The sequence below is a fragment of the Chryseobacterium sp. FR048 genome (genome assembly GCF_056844665.1).
Genome location: NZ_JBXDSE010000001.1, coordinates 1 through 26,122, shown reverse-complemented (window position 1 = coordinate 26,122; position 26,122 = coordinate 1). Strand labels below are relative to the sequence as shown.

Annotated in this window: 16 protein-coding genes; 10 read left to right on the top strand and 6 right to left on the bottom strand. The window is 33.4% G+C overall.

Annotated features, from left to right (window positions below):
* Positions 1–47: 47 nt before the first annotated feature.
* Entirely contained in the window at positions 48–728 is a 681-nt protein-coding gene (locus AC106K_RS00080; RefSeq protein WP_104916122.1) for a hypothetical protein, read from the top strand.
* Entirely contained in the window at positions 721–5,877 is a 5,157-nt protein-coding gene (locus tag AC106K_RS00075; protein ID WP_104916121.1) for an Eco57I restriction-modification methylase domain-containing protein, read from the top strand. Before AC106K_RS00080 ends, AC106K_RS00075 begins: the two co-directional genes overlap by 8 nt.
* A 77-nt stretch (positions 5,878–5,954) precedes the next feature.
* Here AC106K_RS00075 and AC106K_RS00070 read toward each other — a convergent pair whose 3' ends face one another.
* The gene (locus AC106K_RS00070; RefSeq protein ID WP_104916120.1) at positions 5,955–9,017 is read right to left on the bottom strand and encodes a DEAD/DEAH box helicase; all 3,063 of its coding nucleotides are present in this window, start codon (positions 9,015–9,017) and stop codon (positions 5,955–5,957) included.
* 187 nt (positions 9,018–9,204) lie between these two features.
* Between AC106K_RS00070 and AC106K_RS00065 the strand changes: the two genes are divergently transcribed.
* The 5 genes from AC106K_RS00065 to AC106K_RS00045 all read left to right on the top strand — a co-directional run bounded on the left by AC106K_RS00065 (position 9,205) and on the right by AC106K_RS00045 (position 14,798).
* On the top strand, positions 9,205–11,154 hold the full coding sequence (locus AC106K_RS00065) for an AAA family ATPase (protein ID WP_104916119.1): 1,950 nt from the start codon (positions 9,205–9,207) through the stop codon (positions 11,152–11,154).
* Complete coding sequence (locus AC106K_RS00060; RefSeq protein ID WP_104916118.1) at positions 11,147–11,974, top strand: HNH endonuclease; 828 nt, start codon at positions 11,147–11,149, stop codon at positions 11,972–11,974. Before AC106K_RS00065 ends, AC106K_RS00060 begins: the two co-directional genes overlap by 8 nt.
* Positions 11,975–12,172: 198 nt before the next feature.
* A complete protein-coding gene (locus AC106K_RS00055) occupies positions 12,173–12,847 on the top strand; it encodes a DUF6904 family protein (protein ID WP_104916117.1) in 675 nt (224 codons plus the stop codon).
* Between the two features lie 48 nt (positions 12,848–12,895).
* Complete coding sequence (locus AC106K_RS00050) at positions 12,896–13,513, top strand: hypothetical protein (RefSeq protein WP_104916116.1); 618 nt, start codon at positions 12,896–12,898, stop codon at positions 13,511–13,513.
* Positions 13,514–13,910: 397 nt separating this feature from the next.
* Positions 13,911–14,798 carry a hypothetical protein gene (locus tag AC106K_RS00045; protein ID WP_482442782.1) on the top strand — a complete coding sequence of 296 codons (888 nt, stop codon included), beginning with the start codon at positions 13,911–13,913 and terminating at the stop codon, positions 14,796–14,798.
* On the opposite strand, the gene AC106K_RS00040 is transcribed toward AC106K_RS00045, so the two are convergent.
* The 4 genes from AC106K_RS00040 to AC106K_RS00025 all read right to left on the bottom strand — a co-directional run bounded on the left by AC106K_RS00040 (position 14,787) and on the right by AC106K_RS00025 (position 18,139).
* Positions 14,787–15,848, bottom strand: a complete 1,062-nt coding sequence (locus AC106K_RS00040) for a DNA methyltransferase (protein ID WP_482442780.1) — start codon at positions 15,846–15,848, stop codon at positions 14,787–14,789. The two genes, AC106K_RS00045 and AC106K_RS00040, sit on opposite strands and share 12 nt — an antisense overlap.
* A 262-nt stretch (positions 15,849–16,110) precedes the next feature.
* Positions 16,111–16,614, bottom strand: a complete 504-nt coding sequence (locus AC106K_RS00035) for a HEPN domain-containing protein (RefSeq protein WP_482442778.1) — start codon at positions 16,612–16,614, stop codon at positions 16,111–16,113.
* Positions 16,614–17,702 carry a DUF262 domain-containing protein gene (locus tag AC106K_RS00030; protein WP_482442776.1) on the bottom strand — a complete coding sequence of 363 codons (1,089 nt, stop codon included), beginning with the start codon at positions 17,700–17,702 and terminating at the stop codon, positions 16,614–16,616. The genes AC106K_RS00035 and AC106K_RS00030 overlap by 1 nt, the downstream gene beginning before the upstream one ends.
* A gap of 176 nt (positions 17,703–17,878) precedes the next feature.
* Positions 17,879–18,139, bottom strand: coding sequence for a helix-turn-helix domain-containing protein (locus AC106K_RS00025; RefSeq protein ID WP_482442775.1), 261 nt, complete (start codon positions 18,137–18,139; stop codon positions 17,879–17,881).
* 654 nt (positions 18,140–18,793) lie between these two features.
* On the opposite strand from AC106K_RS00025, the gene AC106K_RS00020 reads away from it, so the two are divergent.
* The 3 genes from AC106K_RS00020 to AC106K_RS00010 are packed head-to-tail and all read left to right on the top strand — an operon-like array spanning position 18,794 to position 25,770.
* Positions 18,794–21,796, top strand: a complete 3,003-nt coding sequence (locus AC106K_RS00020; RefSeq protein WP_482442774.1) for a SusC/RagA family TonB-linked outer membrane protein — start codon at positions 18,794–18,796, stop codon at positions 21,794–21,796.
* Between the two features lie 60 nt (positions 21,797–21,856).
* Positions 21,857–23,236, top strand: a complete 1,380-nt coding sequence (locus AC106K_RS00015; protein ID WP_482442772.1) for a RagB/SusD family nutrient uptake outer membrane protein — start codon at positions 21,857–21,859, stop codon at positions 23,234–23,236.
* Positions 23,236–25,770 carry an alpha/beta hydrolase family protein gene (locus AC106K_RS00010; RefSeq protein WP_482442771.1) on the top strand — a complete coding sequence of 845 codons (2,535 nt, stop codon included), beginning with the start codon at positions 23,236–23,238 and terminating at the stop codon, positions 25,768–25,770. Before AC106K_RS00015 ends, AC106K_RS00010 begins: the two co-directional genes overlap by 1 nt.
* A gap of 80 nt (positions 25,771–25,850) precedes the next feature.
* Here AC106K_RS00010 and AC106K_RS00005 read toward each other — a convergent pair.
* Positions 25,851–26,122: transposase (locus AC106K_RS00005; protein ID WP_482442769.1), on the bottom strand; the 272-nt coding region annotated here is incomplete at its 5' end.

Genomic DNA, 26,122 nt, shown 5'->3' with positions numbered 1-26,122 from the left:
AGCGGCAAGTCTAAGAATGATTTGCCGCCTTTTTTAAATCCATTAATATGAAAATAAATTTAATATTTCTATACCTGCTTTTCCTTTTCATCACCAGTTCCTGTCATAAAGAAATTAAATCCGATAAAGGGGGAATTGATATTATATCGAACGTCTATTTTGATGCGTCCAAAGGATTGGGTAAGATGCAGAGTTTTCATGTATCAAAACTAAATTACTCTAAAAATGAGCTTATAGAAGTGGTTCCTGACCTTTCATTTCCTGAGATAAGTAAGCAAATGTATTATATCAGGGATTCACTCTACTATCCTTTTGACCTGATGGAGAGTAATCTCATCTTTTCTGACCTTTCTAAGAAGAGGCAGCCTTTTCTGGTTTGGGAAAAGAAACAGGGGGCTGTGTTTTCAAAAGAGTGGATTCCTAATTATAGAAACAGAAGAAATCTATCCGATACGATCTTATTTCAGAAGAAGTACAGGCGCTTTGAGATTAATTCTCCCTGGACTTATACAAGATTTTATATCTATCCAACAGACACAATCTTACCGTATTCACTGTATAAACATGCAGAAAAGGATTATAACGGGAGATTAGAGCGTATCGATTCCTATAATAAGAAGGACGACATATTTGTGACCCTTCAATTATTACCCAGAAAGAACTGGGATAGTGATGCTAAAGAACTGTTTGAATTTAACCATTTTGTAAAAAGCCGAAAAAGTGAGTGAAAATAGCTTAGCATATAAAGATGATGATATTTCCGTAATAGAGGGAAATAAGGAAGAACTTATTGTTTTTAAAAGTATAAATGATAAACATTCTTTTTTGGAACTTCTGAAATTAAATAATCAGAATAATAATAGAACTCTTGTTGCGCTTCATTCCGGAGAAAATACCAAAAAATTTATTGGCAGGTATCAGAATTATACAGGTAAAATATTTCTTTGTCTGGATGGAGGCAGGGCGGGAAATATGATGACCCTTAAAATTCTTACGGATATGAATGGGAAGAATATAAAGGATATTCGTCCATTATATGGAATCTCAGAAAACGGTAATCAAAATTTAAGTGAATATTTAAAAAACAAACTAGGTCTTCAAAATAAAAATACTATTTTAGTCGAACAAGAAAAACCACAAGATGGATACATTAATATTAAATCAAACGGAATTTCCGACACTCAGTACGTGGGAACCGACTCTTCTGAACGAAGTTCTGGAAAATCTATCGCAAACAGCCAACCCGAGCAAAACGGAAATAACCAGGGAAGACAAACTATGGGCAGCAACCATGCTGGAAATGGACTTGCAGGCACAGGGTGGAGCGATTTGGGAAACGCAGCAAGAGAAAGATCCGCTTCTGGAACACAATCAAAACATGATGAAGAAGATGAGGGAAGAAAACATTCCGTGGGCGGAATCATATCCGGGAGAACTTTATCCGACAGAACAGGATCAGAATTAAATACATCCCATAAAAATAATGAGGATGTAGAGATTCTTATTTCAAAATATAAAGGGCAGAAAGTTAATAATGAGCAAGTTGCAGAAATTGTTTCTGCAACTTGTTTTGTTTCAAGGGACAGCAAAATCATTCTAAAAGAAAATCTTAATCTTACAAATGATCTGAAAGATTTCTGTGGACAGTTCAAAAGTGGCGGTACAGCAAAAGAGGGTAGGGGGATATTAGATGAATACTACACCGATTCAAAGATTGTAGATGCCATTCGTAATTTAATCAAGGACCAATTTAAAAACCGACAGGAAATTTCGGTATTAGAGCCTAGTGTAGGAACAGGAAACTTTCTCTATGCTGCAAAAGAGCTGGGAGTAAAGACAAATGTTACAGCCTTTGAAATTAACGAGACCACAGCGAAAATTGCAAAAGTTTTTCATCCTGAAGCTGATATTCATCTCCGCTGCTTTGAAACCGAATTTATTGATGAAAAGGGTAATAAAAAGGAATTCTCTGAAAAATATGATTTGGTTATTGGGAATCCACCCTACGGGGAACATCGGGGACTTTACAAAGGTTTGGGAGAAGAACCGAAGATCTCAAAATATGAAGATTATTTCGTTAAACGCTCTTTAGATTCTTTAAAACCCAATGGCATTTTGGCAATGGTACTCCCGTCTGGTTGGCTAAACAGGCAAAGCCAGTTAAAAAATGCTCAATTAATAGAAGGCTTTCGTTTACCTAGTGGAGTTTTTGCCGGAACTGGTATTGGTACGGATATTATTATTCTAAAAAAGGATTCGCAGAAAATTTCCAGAGATATTTCCGATTATTTTGAAATTAATCCTGAAAAAATTCTAGGCGAAACCCGTGAAAAAACCAATCGTTTTGGGCGAAAAGAAAACTATGTTCATGGAAATTTAGAGGATGCTTTATTAAAAATAGAACGGCAAAGGGGCAAAAAGGAAGTTGAAAGAATCGGGAATCTTTTTGAAGATTTATTTCTGGAAGCTGAAGAACCTAAGATCATCTTAAAAAATAAGGATTCGGAGGATAAATCGGAAAGTATTACAGATACTGAGCCAGATGAAGTAAATCTTACTGAAATCCATGAAAAAGTTGAACAAGTTCTTTTGGCTCTTAATGCTGTAAAATTTAAATCTCCTGCTATTACAAAGGAGATTGATAAATACAATGAACTTCAATCCCAAATTACCAGTGAACCTCAGAAGTTCGATCAAAATCGAATTGATGATATTCTTCAGAGAACGGATAAGATTATTCAGTCTTATAGTGGAAAAAATACAGAGTACAGAATTCAGACCCAGGTAGAGCTTAAAAAAGGAGTTCTAAAATACCAATTCCTAAAATCTGATGATATTGTAAATACTTCGCTCCAAAACAGCTCTGAGCTTTCTAAGGAACAGATTGAGGCATTTCGGGATACTTCTTATGACGGGACTCTACATAATCATGTAAAGCATTCACAATTTGCCAACTATATTGGAGGAAAATGGGTACACGACTTTTATTATGCCGAGGGGAATATTTATGCTAAGCTCCAGCAGTTAGAAATAGATAAAGAAGTTATCGGCTCCGGCATTGCCGGACAGTATGAGAAACAAAAGGCATTATTAGAAAGTGTTTTGCCCGAGACTAAATCATTAGATCAAATTTTTATCAGTCCGAATCATGAGTTTATACATCAATTTGATTTGGGTTATGTAGAAAAAGATCAGTGGAATTCTAATACAAGACAAACAGAACCGGCAATGGTATCCTATAACCTAGCTGAAAAGTTTAAAGATTTTGCCGGAACGTTATCCAGTGAGGCTTTTGCAGGTTCTTCAGCTTGGGAAGTCCGAAGCTTTGTGGACAATGAGACCGTTACAGGAAGTGATAAAGAAAGAAATGCTTTAGTTCGTGAAAGGAGAAAAGCTGCTGCCAATGATTTGTTTTATAAATTTTTGAGAGAAGAATTATCAGATGAATTAAGGCAGCGTTTTGTAAAAGACTTTAACAGAAACTATAATAATATCCATGTTCCGGACTATTCCAAATTTCCGTTATTTTCTAAAATCCATAAGAATTTTAGAGGACGTGAGCTAAAATTAACTGAAGTTCAGAAAGCAGGAATCGGAAGACAAACCACAAAAGGCGTTGGATTATTAGCCCACGAGGTTGGTTTTGGAAAAACCCTATCAGGAATACTTTCCATGCACGAGGCGGTAGAACGTGGAAATGCAAACAGACCATTGATTGTTGTCCCCAACGAGAGTATTCTTAAACAATGGGTAGAAACGATCTTTGAAACAATTCCTAATGCTAAAGTGAATGTACTGGGGAATCTTGGTAAAGATTACGACCTCTCAAAGTTTGATAATAAGGACGGGGAAATTACCATAGTTACCTATGAAGGCTTTAATAATATTGGTTTTTCCGAGAATATTACTCAGGAATTGGCTTCCAAATTTTCTTACATATCAGAAAGTGAGTTGAAAAGTGTGAATGCCATCAGCGAAAGGGATTTTCAGAAGGAATTAGAGAAAGAAAAAGAGGTGGAAGGTAGGATGAAGCGTGGCAAAATCTATGATTGGGAAGATTTTGGCTTTGATCACCTTACTTATGATGAAGTACACAATGCCAATCATATTGTAGGAAAGGTTAGAGTTGAAGACCGTAGATTTGCTTCGGATTTCCGGAGCCAGAACCAGCAGACATCTAAACTGGGAATCAATACATGGATGTCTGCGCAGTACATTCAGGATAAAAATAATGGTAGAAACATAACGCTGCTTTCGGCTACCCCTTTCACCAATAAACCCCTGGAATATTATTCAATTTTATCCCTTATTGCTAATAAACGTCTCGAAGAGTCTGGTTATTTCAATGTCAATAATTTCTTTGAAACCTTTATGGAAGCGGATAATGATATGGAGATCGATGCCCGAGGAGATGTGAAATTCAAAGCTAATGTACGAAGGTTTAAAAATAATTCTCTTTTTCAACAATTGCTTTCTGAATTCATTGATATTAAAGGAGAAGAAGATAATCCTGAGCTGAAGCGGCCTAACAAAATCAATAAAGAATATAAAACCGAGCAAAATGATCTGACAAAAGAGCAGTATGATTTGCTCAACGAGAGTTTTAGCGAAACAGAGAAAGGAGCAATCCTTACTCATATTCTCAATGCCCGATTGATTGCTATTTCTCCGTATCTCTCGATTTATTATGATGGAGAAACTCCTACTATAAAGGAGTTTATAGAGAATTCTCCTAAGCTGAAGCAGACAATGGACCTGATTCGCCAGAATAAGAAAGACATACCGGATTCAGGACAAATTATTTATTCAGAATTGGCTGTTGCAGAATTTCCAAAGCTGAAAGAATATCTGGTACAGGAAGTAGGCTATAAGCCTGAAGAAATTGGAATCATTACCGGAGCGACAAGTAAACCAAACAGGCTAAAGATTCAGGATGATTTTAATTCCGGGAAAATAAAAGTAATCATCGGTAGTGAAGCCATTCAGGAGGGGATGAACCTTCAGGAAAATACAACCGATGTGTATATACTTTCTCTTCCCTATAATTTTACAGCCTTGCGACAGGTGGAAGGGCGTGCATGGAGACAGGGAAACAAAAATGAGAATATAAGAATCAATTTTATGCTAACCAATGATAGTATTGATGTTTTCATGCTTCAAAAGCTGCAATCGAAACAAGCCAGATATCTAGAAGCTATGAAGAAAGGAGCAGATGTTTTAGATATATCGGATATTAGTACTCAGGAATTAAAAACTGCCATTATTACCAATCCCGAAACAAGAGCCAATATTGAAATTGAGCTTATGAAAAAGCGAATTGAAAATGAAAAAGATAGGTTCAATGCTGATAGGGCCTTTGTATTAAGAAAATATGAGGATTTTATCAAAGTCCAGGAAAATGTGACCAAGGCACAGCACAATTACAACAGAATATTGGGATACTCTAAAGAAGAAGGAGAAAATGCTGAATATTGGAAAAATCAGCTTTCCTCTTATCAGAAAACAATTGATCTTACAAAATTAGAAGTTCAAAAAACAATCGGGTATTTAGCAGAAAAGGGGGTGAATGTTACAGAAATTGAGAATCAGACAAAAACTACCGAAGATAAAATTGCAGAGTTGGATGAAAAACTGGAAGAACTTCCTGAGATAAGAGATAAGTTAGTTGAGCAATATCAAAAAGAAAAAGAAGAAAGTTTAAAAAAGAACAAAAATGTAGATTTGATAAAGGAGAGAGCTGATGAAAATAGGATTTTATATAAAAATTCAGTAGAATCTATTGAGAATATGGAGTTCAAAAATAAAGTAAATATAGTATCAGATCAAGAAGAAAATATGAGTTTGGAAACTGTAACGGCGGTAATCAGAAAAAGATAGCTGGAAATTTTTATAGAATTCTACATAAAGAAGTTGTTTTTTACAAAATGTCTTTATGTAGAATTTTTATTTTAGGGTTAAATTGTGGCTGCCATTACATTAAAATAAGAACATTGTCTCCATAAATTTTTATTTCCAATGACATAGATTCTTTTTTTAGCTCTTGTTAGTGCAACATTCAACATATTAGGTTTTGATGAAGCCCAATTTCTTGCTCCTGAAGATTTGGGATCACTTCCTAATACTAAAAATACAATGTCAGCTTCCTTTCCTTGGAATTTATGAATGGTTCCACAGGAGATATTTTGGTTGCGATAAAATTCCCGAGCACATTGATCTGCAACAGATTTAAAGGGAGAAATAACATAAATATTACCATTATACCCTTTATTTTGAAGTTGAATTATTTTTGTTTTAAGTTCTTCAATTTCCCCTTTTAATGCGTGTTTATTAATTGGAGGCTTTTCATCAACAATATCGAACCATTGGGATATACCAATATCAAATTCCAAAGGTTCATCAATGGTATCTTTTACCATCTGTTCTCCATAAGCTATCTTATTGGCAATAGTAAACATAGGATCATTACATCTTCTGTGTGTCCTCAATGGAAATCCAGTCCATATTAAATCATCAGAAAATCCATTTTGCATATAAGTTCCACGAGTTGAGATTCTATCGACTAACTGCTGGGCTGAAGTTTGGGTAGGAGACCATATAGTATCTACTTGTTCCTGTTGTCTTAATTTGAAGACAAGTCCAGCCGGAATTGTAACAACAGGTTCTACCTGTAGCGGATCTCCTATAATAATACTTCTTTTGGAGCGGTATATGCTTCCTACAATAGATTGTGGGGTAGCTTGTCCTGCTTCATCAATAAGAAGCCATCCCAACTGATTAGGATACAAATTAGGGAAAAGACGGCTTGCTGAAGCTAATGTAGTAGATACCACTGGGATACAGAGAAAAAATGTGCTCCATAAATTTTCTGATATGTATGGTTCAATAGTAGCTTGACCACCAATCATTTCAAAGAAAGTATTAAGATTGCCTCTGAACTTCTTTGCGTTGGAAAGAATTGCATATTTATGTAAACTAAGGCTCAATAAGAATATATCACTTCTTAGCTTTGCTATTATAGTTGAGTAATAAGGCATTCTTATGTGAATTTCATCTAAAGATAATTTTTCAAAGTCTTCATCATAAATTTGCTTTGAATCAATTTCGTATTCCTTTTGTAGTTGCTTTTTTTTATGAAGATATAAGTCAATAGACTGTTGAAGGATAGCAATTTCATTAGTGATGTTATCTTTCTGCTTTGCTTCAAAAGCAATCTGATCATTTATTTTTGATAAATCAAGTTTTAAAGTGTTATTTTTGGAAAGCTGTATATTATAATCATTAAGATAATTGTCTGCTTGTAATTTCCATTGTCTATAGGGTTTAGAATTGAATATTTTTTGAAAAATGAAAAATGAGGGCTTATTCATTGTCAAAAAATTTATAGCAGTTTGGATATGCCCCATAGATTCTCTGCTCTCTTTTTCTTGAGCTGATAAGTTGGTTTGAGCCTTATGTAAATCTATTAATAAGGATTCAATTTCTGCTGCCTTGCTTTTTAGCATATTTATTCTTTCCTTATCATTTTTAAATGAAGGCAATAAAGAATGAAAAGAGCCTGCTACTTCTTTAAATACCTCAAATTTTTTTAACAATCTCTGTAATTTGTCACGTGTACTATTAAATAGATCTTGATAATGGGATGTTTGATCATTTTTTTGATCTTGATAAATTGCAGACAAAAACTTATTAAAACCTATTATGTTGTTTTTTTTATCATTTTCCCAAAAAGCATTTCTGAAATTAGTTCGATTTTCTGCATTACCTAAAGAAGCAGCTAAAATTCCCCAACTTTCTTCATTAATAAGATTTCCCGAACATTCAGAGAAATAATCTGCTTCAGAAAAAGTCTTTGCATCAATTTTTTTCTTAGCAGGAAGTTCTTTTGTTATATTTTCAACAGCAGAATTATTATTGCTTGCAACAATAATCCCAAAATCATTCAGTAGTTTGTTGTTGATATTGTAGCTATAAAGCGTGAAGCCATTTTCCTTTTCTATTTTATCATAACCTTTTTCAAATATACGACTGTAACCAATTTCCGATAATACTTGAGCTCGCTTCACAATAATTTCTGCAATTACATCTAGTAAGAGTGTAGTTTTGCCTGTACCAGGAGGCCCGTTGATACCCTGAATACCTGAACTGTTACCGATTTCGGAAAATATTGTATTTACAGCTCCTAATTGAGCAGTATAAAGCCCATGGTTTATAGATGATGGCCATCGCCCGGCAGTCATAACTTTGGGATTAATCGTATCAAAAAGATATTGCTTTTCCGCAATAATATCTTTTCGATTTTCTTCGTCAACTTGTAAATTAAGATACTCTTTCAAAGTTTTACTATACCTACTAGTAGCTAAGTCAGATAAATAATTCAGATCACCTAAAAAAAAACTATTTAAAAAAATAGGATCAGATTTAGAATTTTTATGAACCTCTTTGGCATATAGAAAGATGTCAAGCGAAGGTTGGCAGTCCCAATTTGCTGTTATGTTTGTTAGATAATTCATTTCAGCTTTTAAGTGAATAGGAGTTATAATTTCTCCTTTTCTTAAAGATTCATCTTCTATTGCTTGTGGCAGAATATTATACCGCAATTCAAAATCTTCTTGAGCTTTTGTAAGCTTTGTGGAGATGGAAGATAAATTTTCATTTTGTTCTAATGCCTGAATTCCAAAGGAAAAACTTGCGGGTATATAACTTCGCTGATCAGGTCTTCCATCTTCATCAAGAACCAGTGCAGATAAACAGGTGAAACCTCGTACAGGTTCTTCCCAATCTTGTCTTTTATTTTCAGTTCCTAATAATTTATCAATATAATCTATTACATTTTTCTTTTCGATTCTGCCAAAAATCAAAGTATATTGCCAGATATAGTTTTCTTTCGATGTTAATTTTCTTTCATTTAGCCATGGCAGGGTATCATCATTTTTAAGAAGCACTGCTTCTTTTTTAAAATCCGGAAGATCAAAAATTTCAACATTTCTCCAAAAGCTTAAAATATTTTTTGATTTCAATTTATTGTGATTTACTAAAGCTATATTACAAAAAAAGATTTAAATGAATTTCTTTGGAGGAACATTATCTTTAATGTTCATTACTTATTGAATTTATAGCAATGTAATTTGGGGATTAGACTGATTTTATGCTACTTTAGTAAATCAATGTATATTATTCTTTATTCAAAATAATAATACTTTATTTATGACTAATAATAACCTAGCAAAAACAACAGTTCGTAGAATTTTTAGCTTATTAATTCCGCGTTGGGAATTATTGGCAAACGAAGATATTGATAAAGCAATTGATGTTATAGAAAGTGTATGGAGTGATATTTCAGATTCCCTATTAGAAAAAACATTTGAGGAGGTTAAAGAAGATTTGATACAGCATTATGTCCGAAATAATGATTATGAAACAGGTTATTTATTTGAAGAGGTATTAAAAGTATATTCTCTTGGATATAGCAGTATTAAATTGTTTATAGAATCAGTACTCGATCCTAAAAATTTTAATGATCTTGATAGTCTTCAGGCTTTTAGTAGTTCATTAGACTATGAACTGATGAAAGAAGGTTTTAGGTTAGTAATACTGGATTATGATGAGCTTGAATTTCCAATACAGGTTGTTGATGAGGTTGAAAATGTACAAGATCTACCTCAAAATGTGAAAGTGAATGATATACCATTTTATGTATATAAAAATTCAGTTATTAAGGCAAAAGAGCAAGAGTATTTTATATTAGATCCGAATAAGCGTTGGAATGATTATAGTGTTGTCTCAGTGTTTAATTTGGTTTATTATTATGATTATGGGAAGAAAAAAATAGATATGGGTAATCTTAGGATTATTCATATAGATAAGTTGACTACATGGGAAATATTACCGGATAAATTCTTAAGGTTGAGTAATGATTTCTGTTCACTTGGTTATTCCGATAATTTCTATGAGGATTTTTTAAGGGTATTTAAAATTGACAATACCATATCTTTACTTTTTGCACTTCAGGATGTTGCTTACTTTTCAGATATTCAGGAAAAATTCGAAAATACATATAATTTTAATAAGTCTTTGATCCGCTTTGATAATTCGGAACGCTATCTAAGAGAAGTTCGTCCTTTACTCAATGGTGCAAATATGGATAATTTTTATTCATTTGCTTATAATTTTAAACCCACATATAGTACACAGAAAATAAGTGTGAGTTTTAGATTTAATACTCAAGAACCAATTGCTGATAGAATTTTTGCAGTAATAGGAAAAAATGGAACAGGTAAAACTCAATTGTTAAATAGTTTACCCCACAGTTTATCCAGCAAAAAAAATGAAGAATTTAATAATAAACTTCCTTCATTTAGTAAAGTGATTGCTATTTCTTACAGTGTTTTTGATAATTTTACCTTGCCACAAAAAAATGTTAATCTCAACTATGTTTATTGTGGGTTAAAAGATGCAGAAGGTGATATACGATCAAATAAGGGACTTGTTGTAAGTTTTCATCATAATTGGAAGCGAATTCAGGATCAGGATCGTATTAAGAAATGGAAACGAATTTTGTTGAATTTTATTGATAGTGATATTATTAATCAATTTATTGACGATGATTATGTATATGATGAAAATACTCCTGCGGTGAGTGTTGATGAATTCAATAAGGTTAAAAACAAACTTAGTTCCGGACAAAGTATTTTGCTCTATATTATAACACAAGTAGTTGCTAATATTAGATTTGATTCACTTATTTTGTATGACGAACCTGAAACGCATTTGCATCCCAATGCAGTAGTAGAATTGATGAACACTCTGTATGATCTTGTGAATGAATTTGAATCTTTCTGTATTATAGCAACTCACTCTCCCATAGTAATCAGGGAATTGTTTTCAAAGAATGTTTACATATTAGAACGCGAAAGTAATATTCCGGTAATTAGGCGAATTGGAATAGAAAGTTTTGGTGAAAATTTAGGTGTTTTAACAGAAGAAGTATTTGGAGATCGGGGAGTACCTAAGCAGTATAAGAAGATTTTGTCAAAGCTTGTTGATGAAGGAAATACTTTTGATGAAATCATAAATATTCTGGAGTTTGATGAAATACCTTTAAGTCTTAATACTCGTATCTATTTAAAACATATTATTGAGAGAAAGAATGAATAATTATAAACACTTTACAGGGAATGCTTTTGATTTTTATAAAAAAGTTTTTGCTCGAAAAAGAGATAAAATAACTAAAGGTGTTTTAGCTGGAATATCGGATGAAATTGAAATCCTTTATAAATCATACGATGATAATTTCGATAAGAATTCTTTAGCAGTTTTAGTAAAAAAAGATTTTGCGGATGATGTTTGTACTCATTTGAAAGATTTGTACAAATATTCTGCGAAGACTTTTATTGATCTTCGTACAGAGCTAACAACTACTAGAAGTGGAAGAATGGTTGTTTGTCAATATTGCACATTAAATAAAGTAAATACTTTTGACCATTTTGTTCCCAAAGGAGAGTTTGCTGAATTTTCAGTTCATCCTAAGAATCTTCTTTGTTGTTGCTCTGAATGTAATTCAAAAAAGAACAATAAATGGAGAGACAAAGGAAAGGTATTATTTCTAAACCTATATAAAGATATTCTTCCAGTTGAACAGTATTTATTTGTTACAATTACTAATATCAAAACAATTGAAGCTGAGTTTTATTTAGAAAATAAAGCGGGAATAGACGCTGGTTTATTTAAGCGTATTGAAAATCATTATGAAGGCTTAGAACTTTGTGAACGGTTTGGGGAAAGTTCAGATGCTGTAATTTCGAGTTTTCTTTCAGATCTAAGAGCTTTTGAAGAATTTCCCTTAGCCAATAAGTCAATTGAAATTGTAAAAAAACAAATTTATGCAGAGCAAAGAGCTAAAGGGGCAAATTATTGGGAATCCATATTGAAGCTTGCTTTGCTGGGTTGTAAAGATTTTATGGATATGATAAAGTAATCCAATTTATAAAATTAAGTTCAATTTTAGTAGTATTTAGGTTTAAATATACTACTCTGCAATTTTTGTAGAAAGATTATTTTGAAACCAGAATAAATGATATGATGTCGCAAGGATTGATTGCCCAGAATAGATTTAGAATTCTCTCTTAGATTTATTTTTTTCAGTAGATTTGATGTTAACTAATATCTGTTATATATGATTTATTGTGTACCAACTAAGAAAGGTTTAGGGGTTGAAATATGGGGAACCCGGGATGACTTAGAGTGCTTTTATGATATTTTATCGAAATTATGGGATAATGAATCTTTTTCAAGTGTTAAAGGATATGAGGATAAAAATAAGTTGATAAGCAGTTTTTCTTTTGAAATGAGAAAAGCTTCTTACGGGAGTAGATTGAAGAGATCACATAGCCATTTTACTTTTGAAGAAATTCCATATTTGGGTTTTCAGATTTCTTGGCCTCATATTTTGTTTTGTATATCTGCGCTTAGATATAACATGAATATGGTTGATATGACAAAAATGGATGTTGCAATGTTTTTGCACCTAGAATATTGGATAGAGCGTTCAATGAATGATTATGATACGATTGGAGCGAAGAAACTTTTACCATTTCTTGAAGGTGGAATATATGCTGGAAATGAATATCTATATTTGTATATGAGAAACATAAATGCTGCTTTTTTTAGGATGAAGGGAGGAAAGTCTTCATTTAGAAAATTGGGTGATTTAATGAAGGGATGCACTATTTTTTCGGAGGAATATAATGATCTCCTTAATTTTTTAGAGGCAGATGCAAAGAGGTTTAATTGCAATATTGAAGATCTTGAATTAGATGATGCTAATGAGTTGTATGAAATTCAATGGTAGTTGAAATTTATTTAATAATTTAAGAGAATAACCATTTTTAGATAATTTATGAATTTGACAGATTTTAATAAGTATTTAATACTATACCAGCAGTTAACCAACAGTTTTGTTGAAACTCCGGGATATTATAAAGATGGCTTTTATAAGAGCTATCAAAAAGATTATTCCATTGTTCAGAGTGAAAACCTGGAAATTTTAAGAAGATTTGAGCATTTAACCTTAATGGATTTATATAAACCCGAGTATAGTGAAAGCCTTCCTTTTATTGTTGAACCTTACAGGTCAATGAATTTATGTGTAGAGCAAGAACATTCTTATTGTGTTTATGTTGAGCTTGGTCTATTGATATTTTATTATTTAGTTGATTACTATAGAGATGCTATTCATGAATTTTTTCGAATATTGGATGAAATGAGTAGAAATGGATTCATTCCTGTGCACTTGGTTGATGACATGATTTACCAAATAGATTTTGACTATTTAAAAAGTCAAGAAAGTACTTTTTTTGCCATCGAAAATTTTAATAGGATTTTTGCTTTATTTGGGGAATCAAATAATGGTATTTTCTACTTAAATAACGATTTTAAATATGTAGTGGGAAAGTATAGAATTGATAATATTTTTGAGTTTGCGCAAAAAATTAACTTTGAACCATTTAGAGAATAGTTCAGTATTTTACTGGAAATTTTATATTTGATAGTCTGGTATTTACAGTAGTTTGAAAAGAAAAATACTTAATTTATTTGTGAAAAATAAAAATATCTATATCTTTGCACCAGTTAAAAACAGACGCTCTCAATCTTAATTTAGAAAAGTGACCTATTCGGTGACCTATAAAATAAGAGAACAGCATAAAGCTTATGGATAGGGCTTTTTCTGAAAAAGTACAAGTCCCGTCCGGATCGCATTTTAAAAAAAGGAAAAGCTTTGAAACTCTTGTTTCAAAGCTTTTTTATTAGATTATAGAATGTTATAGTCGCTTTGCGATTTAGATTTGTTGCTTTAGCTTTATTATGAATTTTATGAATTATAATAAATGCCTATATTTGATTAAATTATAATAATGCTGCCTTTAGATAAAGACTTACAAACACAAAAACAAAATTTAGAACAGTTTGCAGATATTACTTTGCGCGTTTTGCAATATCTTCCTAATGTAATAAGTAATAAAGAAATCAAAAATAATTATACAATTTATACATCTGAAATTAGAGGAGGTAAGAAGTTTATTAGACCAATTAATAATAACTTATTTATAAGTAAGCCTGAAGATTTCCTGAATAACTTTAATAATTTAAAAGAAATTTTTGGTAAAATTAAAAATAATGATCACATCGCTGATAGTGAAAAAGATTCTATTGATGCAGTCTTATATACTATACAGCAGTCAATTGGAGCTGGTTTTGATTTATTAGTAAGTGAAAATAGCGCACGTAAACATGTTGGAAATAGATTTGAAGAGCTCATAAAAGCTGTGTTTACAGAATTAGAAATTGTTAATAAAAAAGTGGTATTACAAATTCCTTATGAAACAGATGAGGGTTCGAAAATATACAAATGTGAAAATGATCTGATTCTGTCACCACATGATAAAGTACAATCAACTATAAATTCACTAGATGAAAAAGAAATTGTAGTATCTGTTAAAACTACATCTAAAGATAGACTTGGTAAAATATTTATTGATAAAATTCTTTTAGAAAAATTTGTTGGGCACCCTCAAAAAGTTATAGGAATTTTTTTAAATGATGTACAAAGGAAATCTAGTAATAACATTAGCTTTACCTTGGTTTCAGGATTATTTATGGTATATTCTAAATTTTTAACAGGATTAGAAGGTATTTACTATTTGGATCCCCCTCCTAATGCCTTGAAACAGCCTTTTTCTAATTATATGAAAAGATTTTCTGACTTGATTGTTGAAGATTATAAAAAGCTACTATCCTCGTAGCTTTTTACGTCTATTTACAGATTCATTTTCGTCTTTCTGTGTTGCTATTCTCTGTATATGATTTCTATCACATACACGGGATTTGATTACCTCGCAATAATTCGTTTCAAGCTCTGTTCCTATCCATTTTCTATTATATGCTTCAGCAACAGCAAAAGTCGTTCCTGATCCGCCAAAAGGATCTAGTATTAAATCCCCTTCATTAGATGAAGATAATATTACTTTTCGAAGTAATTCAATAGGCTTTTGAGTAAGGTGCTCATATCTTTCCCAAGAACCGTTTGAAATTGTAGGTATTTCAAGTACATCTTTTGGTTTTGCGCCTAATGGATTAGGTTCCCAGTCTACTTCTCTTTTTTTTCCATTGCTATATTGTGAGGATTCAGCTTGTTTTCTTTTAGGGTATTTTAATGTGTGTTCATTGTAAGGTATCCTTATTGTATCTATATTAAAAGTGAAATCTTTAGATTTTCGAAAATGTAAAATACTTTCATGAGATCGTCCCCAATCATTGCCTAAATTTGCTTTATTTCTATAGAACCATACAAGCCATTTGCAACCTTTAAATAGTGGTGAGGCTGCCCATTTAATGTCAGCTAATATCTCGGAAAACCCACAGATGTATAACGAACCGGTATTTTTTAAAACTCGATTAGCTTCTGTTATCCATTCCATGCTCCATTTAACATAGTCTTTTTGGCTCGCAAATGTATCCCATTCAGCTTTTTTAATATTGTACGGTGGATCTGCAAAAATTAAATCTACAGAATTTGAATCCATTTTTTTTAAAAGTTCAATAGCATCGTAGTTATAAAGTTTTCCTAATTCAGTTTGGAAAAATATTGACGGTATATTATTATTGTCAATGTCTAAGTGTTTATTATTTATCTCTTTTGCTAATTTTTCAATAGCTGATTCGGAGTAAACTCGATAATTATTAATTGGATGCCTTAATGATTTAAACTTTCCATTATTATCCCATCTTCTAAGGGTTTCAGTACTGACCTTTAAAATATCTGAAGCCTGCTTAATACTTAATAGTTTTTCCATATGTTATACAACCTTATACATCATTACGCAAAAGTATGAAAAAAAATGATGTTTTACTAATATTTATTAATATTAAAATTTAATTGCAAAAGTAAGTTTTAATGCGACAAAATTTGACGTATTAAAATGAATTAAATTAAAATTGTGACAAAAAAATCTACAGGATTATTTTAACATATTACAGAGTTGAATATGAGGTAACTAATAATGTGAAGGAATTAATTTAAAATTCTATTTCAAAAAGATTTTTTATTTAATGATATCATAACATGAAAAGGACAGTTTCCAATTTTGCCAGATAAATATAAATATTATTTAAATTTGTTAATATAGCATGAGGTGATTGATATGAATGTGTAACGCCTGCAATAGTTGTATGAGCTGCTTTATTTCTTAAGGCTACTAAATTATTTAATTGTGCTTTCAGTAATGTATATATTCCTCCATCATATTCGAGAACATCTTCAATTTCTTCAACACCAACGATACCAACTAATTTAATTAATAATTGTCTTAAATTTGTATCGTATTCAAAGCCGTAAGTATTTTTAACAAATATATTTTTTGCTAAATTTATATTAGAAATTTTTAAGAGTTTAGCATCGATATACTTTTCAAGTATTTCATCTATACATAATTCTATCCATCCACATAATTCAATTAATGCAAGTTTGGAATAATAAATTTTATGATTGCTATCCGTAGTAGAATCATATAAAGTTTTAAGTTCAGTTATTAAGTTTTTTATTGGAGCTTTAGCTAGCACTACTTTGCGAAAATTTGCTTAGATGCGTTTAACCTTGAAATCAATTTGTCTTTTTGTGCTAATCCCTCTTTAAGACTAACAATGCTATACTCTTTAAGATGCAAGAACTGTTGATATAATGATTGAACTTCTTTTTCAGATTTCTTTTCTAGATAATCGATATTTTGTGAAATGCCATACATTAAGCCTTCTAAAACAGTTTTTCCAATCCCTTTGATAGGTTGAGAATTAAATATTTTCTCATAAATAATATTTAATGTTCTGTTTGCTAATAATTGCTTATCTAATATCTCTTGATCATTTAAATCCCTCTTTGAACGCATGTAGGAATTAAGAAAGGTTGATAATTTTCCCGAATAAGAACTTAAAATTTCATTAAAAGCAAAAAATCTCAATAGTAGTTCCTCATTGGCAAACCTTGTTTTTTTTCCAATTGTTATTGAAGTCAGTTCAGAAGAAGCCAACTCTTTTAGTAAACTGTTGAAATTACCGTTAAAAATACAATTTCTAATTTCTTGATTATTTAATCTCATTCCTCCCGAATTTAGCCTATGAAAAATTGTAAACAAATATTCGGAGTGGGATTCTTTTGAATAATCACATCTAATAACAGTAATTGGAATTACGACGTTTTGAACTCTAGCATATAATTCTTTATATTTTGTTTTTATAGTGTGAACAGTTTTACCAGATAGATCTTCATTAATATCTTCTAATTGTGATAATTTCCATTCATCATTTGACAGGAAATTAATTATACTTGTCATCCTTTGAAGGCCATCAATTATTTGTCGCTTATCAGTTTTATAATCTAAACTAATACACATGCTGGGGATAGGAAGTTGCTTTATCAGACTATCAATAAATCTGGTTTGATCTGGCTTTGACCAAACTACATCTCTTTGAAAATCAGGTTGGATATCTAATTGTTCACTGTCATACATCCTTAATAAATCAGCACAAGAACGTAATTCGTTGAAAGCAACTATGTCACTTGGTGGTAATTCGTTTAAATTATCTTCAAATAATTGCTCCTCTTCTAATCTTTCTATTTCGTCAATATTAGTGTCTTGGTCTTTGGCATTCATTTTTTTATGCTATAGCTGATTAAATTTATTTTCAAAAATACAAAAACTTGATTGATATTTTAAAATTAAAATATAATCTTACTACTCAATATAATATTAAATACAAAAATTAGACTATCAACTTTAACTAAGCTTTTGTTTCTTATATTATTTAAAGTATAATCAAAATTATTTTTCTATTCTTCAATCTTATATTTCTTAATATCAAAATCAAAGTCAAAAAGTTCTTTGGGAGTAATACCAAAAGCTGATGACATCTTTAACATTGTCTCTATAGTTGGATTGCCTTTACCATTTTCAAATTTATTATAATTGCTTGAATCGAAATTTGAATTCTTTGCAACCTCGTCCATTGAGTTATATTTTGCAGCTCGTATCTTTTTCAAATTTTCAGAAAATTCAAGCATAAATAATCTTAAGACTTCTTTGCTGTCCATAAATAATGTATTTATGAGCAATTTTGGATTTTTGATTTAAAAATTCATGGTAATATATTACCATGCTGTAAATAAAATTATTATATTTGTAAAATAAGTTACAGAATATGTAATTTTGCGATACTTCAAAGAATAATAGAAGCTATTGCTTAGAATCTCAATTCGAAAACTGGTAATTTTAGTATACGAGACGATAAGCAGGAAGCTCACGACCTAGGCGTGGGCTCTCTTATCTGTATACAAGGTATACCAGTACCCCGAATTGGATAATGTAGAGTCCCATGCCGTTTTTTTTCTATGCCGTCCAGCTTCTCTACCCTCTAAGCCGCTTTTAACATAAAAGAGTATAAAGACACGATACAATAGGAATGTACAACCTATTGCGGCTTTTAAAGCTTTCACGGGACACAAATTCATTCATATTAAATGCTTTCCGGTGCCTAATAATGGTGCTCAGGATTATCCTCTGCATTCTTTTATGGGCACTACGAAAGTTTTGTTTTCAAATACCTGAATCCAGTAGTAATAATAAATTAAAAAACAATGAAATAGAAGTAATCCTTACATAAAAAAGCCCCTTACCACGAAGTCGACTAAAACACTGGTAAGGAGCCATGATTGTTAAGGAGTTTAATTAAAAACCCATACAAAACTATGAAAAAATCCTATTCCAACATAGGAAGCATTGGCTTTGCCTTTATCTTAACCGTTATCTGCGGAAGTATAAAGGCTCAGACCAAAACAATAACAGGTACAGTAAGTGCCGGAGAAAAACCTCTTTCTGGGGTAAGTGTATCAAATTCAGGAAGCGATCAGACCGCAGTTACCAATGAGAAGGGAGATTACAGACTTGAGGTAACAGGTGGACAGCCTATTGTTTTAATTTTCAGACATCCTGAATATACAGAGAAAAGAGTAGAAGCTCAGGGAAGAACCCATCTCGATATTTCGTTAGATCAAAAGGTCAAAAGTATTGAAGAGGTGATCGTCAATGCAGGCTACTACAAAGTTAAAGATAAGGAAAGAACAGGAAGCATCGCCAAAGTCTCAGCTAAAGATATCGAGAATCAGCCCGTAACCAATGTCCTGTCTGCAGCACAGGGAAGAATGGCGGGGGTAAGTATTACGCAGAGCTCCGGAATTCCCGGAGGTGGCTATGATATACAGATAAGAGGAAGAAACAGTCTGCGCACAAGAAATAATTCGGAGTTTGATGGGAATCAGCCCTTGTATGTGATCGATGGAATTCCATTCGGATCTGAAATGACCTCTCTTTATTCCACCTCCGTTCTTCCATCAAGAAGTATCAATCCTCTCAACAGCATTAATCCTAGTGATATTGAGAAATTGGAGATTCTTAAAGATGCTGATGCCACAGCCATTTATGGTTCCAGGGGAGCGAACGGAGTGGTGCTGATCACAACCAAGAAGGGAAGAGCCGGAAAGGTAGGATTAAACTTTAATACTTCTTACGGAATAAGCAGTATTATCTCAAATCTCAAAATGATGGATACTCAACAATATCTATCCATGAGAAAGCAGGCCTTTGCCAACAATAATATTAGCAATTATCCTGCAACGGCATATGATGTAAATGGAGTTTGGGATCAGGGTCGTTACACAGACTGGAAGGATCTACTTTTGGATAACCTTGCTACAACATCCAATACCCAGCTCTCACTGAACGGAGGAAGTGAAACCACGACCTTTCTTTTAAGTATGGGGCATAATGAACAGACCACGGTTTTTGATAAAAACTTCCGGTATAAAAACAGCAATCTGTCAAGCCAGCTTTCACATCGTTCAAAAGACCAAAAATTTCAGTTCAATATGTCCAATAGTTTTTCCATACAGAAAAACAATATATTGCGATCAGACTTAACAAGACAGGCTTTTAACCTATCACCTAATGCTCCGGCATTGTACAACTCAGACGGAAGCATCAACTGGGAGAATAATACTTTTACAAACCCAGTGGCAGCCTATAATGCGACATACAGCAATGAGAATAAGCAGTTTCTCAACAGCATCAATATGCAGTACAGCCTTTTTAAGGATTTTACGATTAAAATAAACGGGGGACTCAACTATCAGACTTTTGACGAACTTTCACTTCAGCCGAATACTATGTATAATCCTGCATTTGCAAGTGGTCAGTCGAGTGCTACTTCGAGAGCTTCCAAGAACAGTCAGGATCGTTTTTCATTTATTATAGAACCTCAGGCCAACTGGACATTGGAGAGAGGAAACCATAAACTTGATGTCCTTATAGGCGGGACTTTTCAGAAGGAAGTTAATGAGCAGGGATCCATTATTGGAGTCGGTTTTGAGAGCAATCTTTTTATTGAAAATTTGGGAGCAGCTAAAACAAAAATCATTGAAGATCAGATCAGGACAGAATATAAATATGCGGCTGCATTTGGAAGACTCAACTATCAATTTAAAAACAGATATATCCTGAATATCACGGGAAGAAGGGACGGGAGCAGCCGCTTTGGAACCAATAAGAAATTTGCCAATTTCGGTGCGCTGGGTGCAGCATGGCTGTTTGGAGATGAAAAATTCCTTGAAAAAGCAGAGTGGCTGAGCTTTGGAAAACTTAGAGGAAGTCTCGGTACAGCGGGAAGTGATAATATTGGAGATTATCAGTATATCGATACCTATACGGTTTCATCCAGCAATCCTTATAATACGGTCAATGGTCTTTTGCCATCGAGGTTGTATAATCCTGACTACAGTTGGGAGAAAACAACAAAGCTGGAAGCAGCGATTGAAATGGGATTTCTAAAGAACAGAATTAATTTTACAACAGCTTGGTATAGAAACCGTTCAACCAACCAGTTGATTGGATATCAACTCCCCGCAGTAACGGGATTTACCACTGTGCTGTCCAATCTGAATGCTGAAGTTGAAAATCGTGGCTGGGAATTGGAGCTGAATGTAAGACCTTTAGTGGGCAAGCTGAAGTGGGAGACAGGAGTGAATGTAACATTTCCTAAAAACAGGCTGATCTCATTTCCTGGACTTGAGGGTTCTACCTATGCGAACCAGTTTATGATAGGATATTCTACATCGATTATCAAGCTGTATCAGCTGGAAGGAATAAATCCACAGACGGGAGCGTATCAATTTACCGATTATAATGGCGACGGAAAGATTTCTTCACCACAGGACAATAGGGTAGTAGAAGACCTTACGGTTAAATATTTTGGAGGCTGGAACAATAGTTTTACCTACAAAAACTTTAATCTTTCATTTTTATTTCAGTTTGTAAGTCAAAAAAACAGGAATTACAGGAATATTATGCCCGTTCCGGGAAGCATGAACAATCAACCTTCAGAAGTATTGAATGTATGGTCACCGCAGAATCCATCAGGAATGTATATGCCTTATACGTCTCTCAGCAATCCACTGCATTCACTTTTTCAGAACTCTACGGCTGCTGTCTCCGATGCATCATATATCAGGTTAAAAAATGTACAATTAAGCTATAATATTCCTTTAAAGGAAGGAGTATTCAGAAATGTACGGGTATATTTTCAGGGACAGAATCTCTTGACTCTTACCTCATATTTTGGAATAGATCCAGAGTTTATTGGAATGGGGTTCCTGCCTCCTTTAAAAACATATTCGTTTGGAATGCAGCTGACTTTGTAGCGGTCTTAAAAATGATGCGCTGCAATGATTTAAACCTTTTATACTATAAATCTTTACAAAATGAAATCAATATATAATCTTATAAAATTGTCGGGAATGCTTGGGATAATGGCTGTTGGTCTGTATTCCTGTGAGAAGCTCCTTGAAGTGGAGACCCCCGAAAACCAGATCGATAAAGGACTGGTCTTTGAAGACGTGCAAACAGCCAATGCTGCTCTAGCAGGGCTTTATTCTGGAATACGCGATAACTCAACAATTTCCGGAGACCAGGCAGGACCTGTTTTGGGAACATATACAGATGATCTGGATAATTATGCGGTAGCTACACCTAATGGAATCATTGATATTTACAGGAACCAGCAGATTGAAAGCAATTCGATTATCTATACATTCTGGTCCAACAATTATAAGCAGGTCTATAATGCCAATGCCATTCTGGAAGGTGTTGAGTTATCAAAAGCACTTTCCCAGTCCGATAGGAACAGAATAAAAGGGGAGTCTCTCTTTCTTCGGTCACTGATGTTTTTTCATTTACAACAAATTTTCGGAAATATCGCTTATCCGGTAACGACCAATTATCAGATTAATCAACACATCAGCCGTACCGCTTCCGCCGAAGTACTGCAACGATTAAAATCCGATCTGGAGGAGTCCGCAGGTCTTCTTACGGATAATTATACCAATTCAGAAAGGATTTTTGCCAATAGAAAAACGGTAGAGATACTTCTTGCCAAAGTGCTGATGGAGCAGGGACGCTGGGCAGAAGCGGAGATGCTTTTAAAAGGTATTGTTCAACATTCACAATATGTTTGGGAGAGTGATCTTGCTAAGGTATTTCTCAAGTCAGGAAAGCACATCTTATGGCAATTGAAACCTTCACTATCAGGAAATCCTACGACAGAAGCCAATATTTATTTTTTTGGCAATGCCGCACCTACTAACTATGCGTTAAGTCTCAACCTTTATAATTCGTTTGAGAGTAATGATCAGAGGCGTCAGAAATGGATATCTTCTACTGTGATAGGGTCAAATACATGGTATAAAGCTGATAAATATAAATTGAGAATTAATAATACAACGGAATATTCAATTGTATTCCGACTTGAAGAAGTCTATCTCTTATTGGGCGAATGTCTGGCAAAGCAGAATAAAATTCAGGAGGCATTACCGCTTGTGAATATGGTGAGGACGCGTGCGGGTCTTTCTGCACTGCCATCCTCAATCACACAAAATGCTTTATTGGATGCTATTTTGGATGAGAATAGAAAAGAATTTTTTGCTGAGATGGGAAAACGTTTTTTTGATTTGAAAAGAGCTGGAAAATTGAACCAACTGCTAACTGTGAAACCTAACTGGAAAACATTTCATCAGTTTTGGCCGGTTCCTCAACAGGAGTTGCTTTTGAATCCTGCACTCAATCCTCAAAATTCAGGATATTAATGAAAAATAGAATTAACCTATTATATGTCTTGCTGTTATTACAATTTCATCAAGGATGGGCCAGTATGAAGAATGACAGTATTGAGGCATTGATGGACAAATATCATCAGCCGTATCTGCTCGCTTTTTCGCCTAAGGGAAACTGGGCAGTTGCCGAGAGAAGATATGGGAGAAGCAGTGATACGGTAATGGTGTATAGCACCTCTGGAAAAGGAAAAATAATGGGTGCTGTTATCAATATGAAAGTCTCCAGAACCTTTCTGAAAGAAGAAGTGCTTCTATCATCAGGAGTAGGAACTGCGGAATATTGGAATTTATCTACTCAACAGAAAATAGAATTCCAAGGACTTAAGAAAACCATTGGGCTCGCTGAAACGGGAACATTCTGTCTACTGGAGAAAGGTGATACCGCTGCGGTTTATGATATTTCGGGAACCCTTTTATATAAAGTCCCTCATGTTATTGGATATCCGCTTTCCAATGGGCTGAACCGTACATTTGTAAGAATAATGAACGGTCATCTTTCTGAAATTTATGATATTTCAGGAACAAAGCCCATCAAAATATACAGTACAATGTATGTTTTGGATCAGGTGCAGATGAGTGATCAAAATAGGTTTCTTACCGCTAAAGAATATAATCCGGTTACCTATATTAGCAGTGCAGTGATGATCAACACAGAACGTGGAACAGTTAAAACGATATCGATTCCTGATCTAAGGAAAGACGATTTTATTTCTTTTGCCGAAATGAACAATGGTTTGTCCCTGATGATTAATGTCAACAGACCTCAGCAAAAAAGCAAAATGGTAGAGATCTGGTACGGTAATGATGGAAACCTATTGAATACTGAAAAAGGTTTTAGTGATGTTCAACTCACCTGGTTCTTTGATTTATATGAGGAAAAGGTGGAAAGGATTACTACGTTACCGCAGGAAAAACTGCTGTCATCAGGGAACGGCCGACATTTCTTTTCCTTTATAGAGGGAGCTGTTCAGGATTATCGCACATTGAACGAGCATGTAGACATGAGTGTTTATGACAGACTGACAAAAAAGTACACCCGATTGGATACCATCAGGAATGCTGACTTATATCTCTCAGCCCATGGAAATGTTGTGGCCTACAGAACAATGAACAAGAAATGGAATTATTATAATCTGTTGACTAATGAGAAAATGGTAATAGGAGGAGTTATGCTTAGAAACCCTACCTTTTCTGATAATGATCAGTCGATTTATTTTGAAAGTGATCATGGGCTTTATCTATTCAGTTGCAATAATTATTTGTTGAAGCAAATACCTGAAACCAAAGATAATCAGGTTGAAATATTTAATAAGATAAAGACAGGCTCTAATGTAGGAAATGTCCATTTTTATAAAATTATAATGGAAAAAAGAAGCCCGCTTCTGGTAAAGATGTGGAATGAGAACTTAAATATAACCTCATACTATAAGTATCAGGATGGTCATGTAAAAGGTATTATTCCTAGCAATACCAATAATATTTCATCGGTGTTATTTGCAAGAGACGGACAGAAAGTAGTTTTTGTAGAGGAAAATTATAATGTTAGTCCTAAGATTATTTTCAAAGATAATATGGGCTTATCCAAAAAAACGGTAACCTTAGATGTGACCCATGATTTTCAGGCAGCTCAGTATCAACAGGAAATGATCAGATACAACAACAGCGAAGGAAAGCCTTTAAAAGGGATTCTCTATTTTCCTGCACAATTTGATCCCAGAAAAAAATATCCCATGGTGGTAAAGATCTATCAGGTTCAGAGTTCTTCTTCCAATCATTATTATACTATTGGATACTCCAATTACGTAGGGTTTGACCTGCGTTTATTAGTTGAAAAGGGATATTTTGTTTTTCTTCCGGACATTGTATATGGAGATCAAGGAACAGGGGTTTCAGCATTGGATTGTGTCAATAAAGCATTGGATGCTGTTTTATCCAGAACCTTTATTGATTCTTCTAAAATAGGGTTGATCGGGCATTCGCATGGAGCCTATGAAACTAACTTTATTGCAACTCATTCAAACCGTTTTGCAGCCTATCATTCCGGGGCAGGGAACAGTGATATTGTACGGTCTTACTTCTCTTATAATTATAATTTCCACAGTCCTTTTTACTGGCAGTATGAAGATGGACAATATGAAATGCCGGTTCCTTTTATGGAGAACAAAGCATTGTATTTTAAAAATAACCCGATTCACAATGTTAATCAGGTAAATGCACCCATTCTTCTGTGGGCAGGAAAAAAAGATAAAAATATAGCATGGGATCAGGTGATGGAATTTTATATTGGACTGAAAAGACATCGCAAAGAGGTCATCGCTTTGTTTTACCCTAATCAGGGACATGCACTTGGTGCACTGAGTCCTGAAAGGAAAGATCTCTACTATAGATCACTGCAGTGGTGGGATTATTTTTTGAAAGATCACCATCATATTCCCTGGATTGATGAACAGATGAAAAAGAGGTTGTCTCAAAAGGACAGCCTTTTTTATGGGCGTATTTTTTTGTAACTCATATTTTTCAATGAATTTATTTTTCGGGGGTCATATTTTTGAGTTTTTATGGTAGAATAAAGCAAAGGGAGGATTTTTTATCCTGCCAGAGCCAATTTTCTAAGATTATGCGCAATAGCAATCAAGCCGGTTTCTATTTCGACTTTATTTTGTCCTCTGAGAAAAAATCTTTTAAACCCTTTGTTATGTTTGATCTGAGCAAAAACAGGTTCTACATCGTGACACCTTTGTTTTCTGAGCATTATGCCCCGTTTTGTATTGAGAAGCTTATGAACCTTATGCCGGAGCTTTGAAAGTTTTGGGTTAGAAGGCGAAGATGTTATAGTTTTGGTTTTCTGATCTTTATCAA